This is a genomic window from Methylobacterium trifolii, assembly GCF_022179685.1.
In the GTDB taxonomy this organism is placed as follows: Bacteria; Pseudomonadota; Alphaproteobacteria; order Rhizobiales; family Beijerinckiaceae; genus Methylobacterium; species Methylobacterium trifolii.
On the sequence record NZ_BPRB01000031.1, the window covers coordinates 1 to 5,772 of the forward strand.

Consider the following 5,772-nt stretch of genomic DNA (forward strand, 5'->3'; position numbering starts at 1 on the left):
GCACGGGAGAGGGGGCCGCTCAGCGCTTCGACCGACCTGTCCGGTTCACCTGGGCAGATGTGTGAATCCGGTAGCCCGCACGGGAGAGGGAGCCGCCCGGCGCTTCCAGCGACCACTCCTGTTCCGCTGCGCGGATGTGTGCCTCCGGCAGCGTAATCGAGGCGGGAGAAGCTCGCACCGGGTCGCGGTCCAGGCTGTCAGTGCCGACCGTTGCCGATGCGCACGAAGGTGCGGACCGGGCCGAGGTCCGACTCCGTGCGGGTGTCGATCGCGAAGCGCCCGGCGGCGGTCGGCGCCGTCGCCGTCCCGTCCCGGCCGGCGCGCAGGTCGGCTCCCGCCGAGACCCGGCCCGAGAGGCGGGTGCAGGTCGAACTGCCGGGCAGCCGCACGAAGCCGGCGCCGTAGGCGGGGCAGGGTTTTGCGGTCTCCGGCGCCGGCGCCTTGGCAAGGTCGCGCGCGCGTACCGGCCCGGTCGCGGCCAGGGCCGCCAGGATCGCTCCGCAGACCGCACGCATCATGTCCGGACCCGTCCCGTTCACCGCTTCGATGATGGTCCAGGCTTAGGCCGCCCTGGGCTGGCCGATCAAGTCTCGGGGCACGAACCGCCCGCCGCGCGGGCGCGATCCTCAGCTCATGTAGTTCACGAGCGACAGCTTCGAGAGCGAGGAGGTGATCTGATAGCTCGCCTGGAGCCGGTTCTGGACTTCGAGCAGCTTGGCGGCGACCTCCTCGATCGGCGCGCTCTCGACGTTCTCGACCGAGGATTGCAGGGCCGCGCGCGTGGACTTGTTCTGGTCCTTGGCGTTGGCGAGCGCGCTGGAGGCCAGGCCGAAATCGGTGGCGACGGAGTCCAGGCTCGGCTCGTTCGAGGCCTTGCCGAGCAGGTCGTAGCTGCGGCTCGACAGGGCGCCGAACCGGGTGGCCGTTCCGCCGCCGGCAGGGTCTGCCAGGGAGTCCACGGCGAGGGCGGCAAAGCCCGCGAGCGCCTTCTGGATCGGCACCTCGTTCGCCCGCGCGCCGACCGACACGTCGAGGTTCGCGCCGGCCCGGACGCTGGCCGTATCGCGGGGGTCGCCCGCCCCGGCCTCGCCCCGATACCAGATCACGGTGTTGGTGGCGGCCGCGTCCTTGTAGGTCGGCGGGTCGGTGGTGGTGTCGACCCGGCGCGGCTGCTGGCCGGGAACGGTCGATGCGGAGAAGAAGTCCTCCGAGGCGCGGGTGGTGGAGCTGGCCGAGAGCGGGCCGGCGGCGGCCCCCTTCAGGGCGGCCTCCAGGGCGGTCTTCAGGTTGGCGGTGGTCGCCGCCGCGTCCGCGCCGATGGCGAAGCTCGTGGTGGAGCCTGCCGGCACCGAGGTCTGGGCCGTGAGCGTCACGATGGTCGTGGTGCCGTCGTGCAGGGCGAGCTGGATGGTGATGCTGTCGCCCGCCGCCGGCTGGGCCGAGAGGCCGACGTCGTAGGCCGCGTAGTCGCCCCCGCCGAAGGTCGCGGTGAGCGGCGGCGTGGCCGCACTCTGGACGCCGGCCACCGTGCCGCCCTGCGCCGCCGCGAAGGCGTTGAGGCCGGCCGCCGCCGCGGCGGGCGAGGCGAACACCCCGAAACTGTCCGTGGAGCCCGCGGGCACGGGATCGCGGGTGGTGAGGTCGAAGCTCTTCTGGCTGCCGTCGGCGAGGTTGAGCGTGAGCCGGAAGCTCTCGCCCGCGGCCGGGGCGTGGTCGAGGCCGGTGACGCTGGCGGCCTTGGCCGAATGCGCGGGGTCGGCCGTCACCGTGAAGGCGCTGCCCGTGGCGGTCGGCTGGCCGGCGATGCGGAAGCCGAAATTCGCGCGGCTCTCGCCCGTGGCGTCGCCCGTGTCCTCGCTCAGGCGGACGCTCGTGCCGCCGGCCGGGCTCCCGAGCTTCAATCGTCCCAGGCCGTCCGCGCCGAGGTCGGCCGCCTTCTGCTGCGCCACCAGGGTGACGAGGCCGTCGAGCTTGGGCGACCTGGTCGCGTCGCCGTTGAGGATCGTGTCGCTCGACACGACCGGCTCGGTCTCGCTCGCCCGGCCGCCGAACAGGTACTGCCCGGCCGCGCTCTGGTTCAGGGCGTCGAGGGCGGCGTCGAGGTTGGTGCGGCCGGTCTGCGCCGCGGTGCCGGCGCCGGTGTTGTTGCGGAGGCTGGTGTTCAGGCCGGTCCGCAGGCTCGTGGTCAGTTTGCTCACCTGACTGAGGCTGGTGGAGACGAGCTGCACCCGCGTCTGCGCCGCCGTGATCGCCGAATCGTACCCGTCGAGCGCGCTCAGGGTGGCGTGCGCCGTGAGGCTGGTGCTCCGGCCGGTGCCCAGCCCGCCGTAGGTCTCCGCCGTGCGGCCGGTGGAGAGCTGGGTCGAGAGCCGGTCGAGCTGGGCCTTCAGGCCCAGGATCTGCGTGGTGGAGCGGTTGGCCGCATAGCTGCCGGCGGCGTAGGGGCGGATCGCGGTCATCGGCTCTAGATCCGGAGGAGGGTGTCGAGCATGTCGCGGGCTGCGGTGAGCACGCGGGCATTGGCGCCGTAGGCGGTCTGGAGGGCGATGAGGTTCGACATCTCCTCGTCCACGCTGACGCCGGCGCTCTGCGAGAAGCGGCTCTGGGCGGTGGCGAGCGCCACGCCCTGGCCGTCGTCCAGGCTCTGCGCGTTCGCCGACGCCGAGCCTTGCGCGGCGATCACGTCCTGGGCGAAGCCCGCCACGCTCGTGCTGTAGGGGGCCGAGACGCCGCCGATGCCGCTGGCCGAGGAGAAGGTGTGCGGCTTGGTCGTCAGGGCGTCGTAGACGAACTGGGCGCGCGTGGAGGAGACCGTCGCATCCGTGCCGCTCGACGCGACCAGGGCGGCCGTGTTGCCGGACACCGCCGGGTTGAGCTTGAGGCGCTGCGCCAGCCCGGCGAGCTGCGAGCCGCCGTCGAAGGAGCCTGTGACCAGCGTGTTGCCCGAGCCGTCCACGAACAGGGCGATCTGCGGGTAGCCGCCCGAGAGGTCGCCGGCCGATCCCGGCACCGTGACGTTGGCGCTGGCGCCCGCCGCGCTCCAGCCGCCCGTGCCGGCGATCGTCACGGTGCTGCCGGTGCCGCCGGCCGTGAGCGCCGGGACGCTGGGATAGCCCGCCGTGGAGAGCCGGCTCGCCATCGCCGTGAGGGCCTCCTGGAGCTTCGGACCGTAGGTCGCGGGGCCGCCCGAGATGTCGAAGGTCTGCGCGAACCCGCTGCCGTCGTCGGTCCGGCCCGGGTCGACGCCCTGGGTCGGGCCGTTCGAGGCGATCAGCACGACGTTGCGCACGCTGCCGCCCGGGCCCTTCACCGGCACGGTCAGCCGGTTGCCCGCCTGGATGCCGGCGATGTCGAGGCTGGCCCCCGTGCCGGAGACCGTGCCCGTCACGGTCCTGTCGGTGAGCGACGTGGCGAGCCCCGAGGCGAGGTCGTCGAGCTGGCGCTGGGCCTGGGGCAGGATCGTGTCGCGCAGCTCGAACTCCGCGGCGATGGTGCCCGAGCGCAGCACGCCCGGCTCGCCGAGGTCGATGCGGCCCCCGCCCGGCGTGGTGGCCGTGATGGTGCCGACGCCGCGCTTGTCCGCATCGGTGGAGTAGGTCGCGTTCGGGCCCAGGGTCGAGCGCCCGTCGAAGCTCAGGGAGGCGGCCGAGCCCCGGTCGACCAGGGTGACGCCGGAGCCCGTCATCACCGTCAGGGTGCCGTCGCGCTGCTCCTGGGTCTGGATGTCGAAGTAGCCCGCGAGCTGGTTGACCTTCTGGTCGCGCTGGTCGAGCAGGTCGGCGCGGGAGCCGTCGTCGCTGGTGTTCTGGATCTTGACGTTGAGGCTCGCGATGCCGGCCAGCAGCGCGCTCGCGTCCTTGGTCTCGGTGCCCAGGCGCGACTCGATCCCGCTGCGGATGTCCTGCACGCTGCCCGCGATGCTGCCGATCTTGCCCGCCAGCGTCGAGGCGCTGCTGAGCACGGTGGAGCGGGCGGCGGCCGAACTCGGGTTGGCGGCGAGCGTCTGGAGCGACTGGGTGAAGGTGTTGAGGATGCCGTCGAGCGCCGTCGCGCTGCCCGGCGTTCCGTAGAGCTTGTCGAGCTGGGACAGGACGCCGGACTTCGTGGCGGTGTAGCCGGAGCCGCTGGTCTCCAGGCGCAGCTGCTTCAGGGAGGCCGTGTCGAAGCTCCGGGTGATCGTGCCGGTGGCCACCCCCGCGTTGCCGCTGCCGGAGGCCACCGAGGTCAGCGTGCGGCGGACGTAGCCGGCGGTGCCGGCATTGGCCACGTTCTGGGAGACGAGGCCGATGGCGGCCTGCGTCGCCCGCAACCCCGCCGTCGCCGTCGCGAGCGGATTCAGCCCCATTCCGTCCTCCTGGCGCGCTCAGGCCCCGCCGGTCATCGGATCACGTTGAGCAGGTCCGACATCATCTGCTGGGCGGTCGACATGACCTTCGTGTTGGCAGAGTACGCCTGCTGGGTTACGATCATCTTCGAAAACTCGTCGGCAATGTCGGTATTCGACTGCTCGATGCTCGCGCCGATGAGCGAGCCCCCGTTGAGTCCCGACAGCGGCGTGCCGGAATCGACCGTCTGCTCGTAGTTGCCGTTGGAATCCGGCTTCAAGCCGTCCGGGTTGACGAAGCGGGCGATGCCGACGTTGGCCAGCGCCATGACGGAGCCGTTCGAGAACGAGCCGACGACCTGGCCCTCGGCGGTGACGGAGATGTCGTTGAGGGTGCCGGCCGCGTAGCCGTTCTGGCTCTGGGCGTTCGTGGTCACGGCGCCCGAGGCGGCCGCGTACTGCGTCAGGCCGGTCTTGCCGAAGTCGAAGCTGACGTCGCCGACGGTGGTGCCGCCGACGGTGAGCCCCGAGATCACGGCCGAACCGCTGGCGGGCGTCTTGAGCTGTCCGGCGTTGTCGAAGGTGAAGGCGGAGCCGGCATTGGTCCAGGAGGTCTTGTCGGCCGCCACGCTCGGGTCCGCGGCATAGAACAGGTTCCAGACCGCGTCCTGCGCGACGGTGGGCGGCGTGGCCGCCGGGTCCGCCGCCTTCGCGTCCTGGAGCTTGGCCCAGCGCGTCGTCACGGTCACGGGGGCGCCGGATTCCGTGTAGGCGGTGAGCGTGGGGCCGGAGATGCTGTTGGCGACGAAGGTGGACGCGTCGGCGGCCGCGATCTTGGGCGGCGGCGTGGCCGTCCCGCTCATCACGAGGCCCGCCCCGCCGGTCGGCGCGTAGAGCGACGACTTCGACGTCGCCGAGGCGGTCGTCGTCGGCGTGGCGGGGAGGTTCGCGGCGTAGGTGATCGACGTGGTCTTCTTGGCCGGCAGCGTCGTGTTTCCGATCCGGATCGCGCCGGTGCTGCCCGCCTGCCCCGTGGCGGCGTCGATGTTCTGCCCCTGGAGGTAGCCGCCCGCGCCGTTGACGAGGTAGCCGTCCTTGTCGAGGGAGAAGTCCCCGCGCCGGGTGTAGAGGTTGGTGCTGGAGAAGGCGCTCTGCCCGTTGGCGTCGCCGGTGCGGCGCTGGACGACGAAGAAGCCGTCGCCGCTGATCGCCATGTTGGTGGGCACCTTGGTCCCGGTGATGTTGCCCGCGATCGTGTTGGTGAGCTGGGCCTGCGCCAGCACCGTGCCGGCCACCTCGCGCCGGGGCGTCTGCTCGGCGATCAGGTCGACGAAGCTGGTGTCGATGCGCCGGTAGCCGGTGGTCTGCGAGTTCGCGATGTTCCCGGAGATGTTGCCGATGGCGTAGGACTGCGCCTTCAGTCCCGAGACCGCCGTCTGCAACGCGGA

At 72.1% G+C, this 5,772-nt stretch carries 4 protein-coding genes; all 4 read right to left on the reverse strand.

Annotation, left to right across the window (positions count from 1 at the left end; genetic code table 11):
- Positions 1 to 197: 197 nt before the first annotated feature.
- A complete protein-coding gene (locus COGEMETH_RS02550; protein ID WP_238181058.1) occupies positions 198 to 518 on the reverse strand; it encodes a porin in 321 nt (106 codons plus the stop codon).
- A gap of 108 nt (positions 519 to 626) precedes the next feature.
- Entirely contained in the window at positions 627 to 2,459 is a 1,833-nt protein-coding gene (locus COGEMETH_RS02555; RefSeq protein WP_238181059.1) for a hypothetical protein, read from the reverse strand.
- A gap of 5 nt (positions 2,460 to 2,464) precedes the next feature.
- A complete protein-coding gene (flgK, locus tag COGEMETH_RS02560; RefSeq protein ID WP_238181060.1) occupies positions 2,465 to 4,345 on the reverse strand; it encodes a flagellar hook-associated protein FlgK in 1,881 nt (626 codons plus the stop codon).
- Between the two features lie 32 nt (positions 4,346 to 4,377).
- Positions 4,378 to 5,772: flagellar hook protein FlgE (locus tag COGEMETH_RS02565; protein ID WP_238181061.1), on the reverse strand; the 1,395-nt coding region annotated here is incomplete at its 5' end.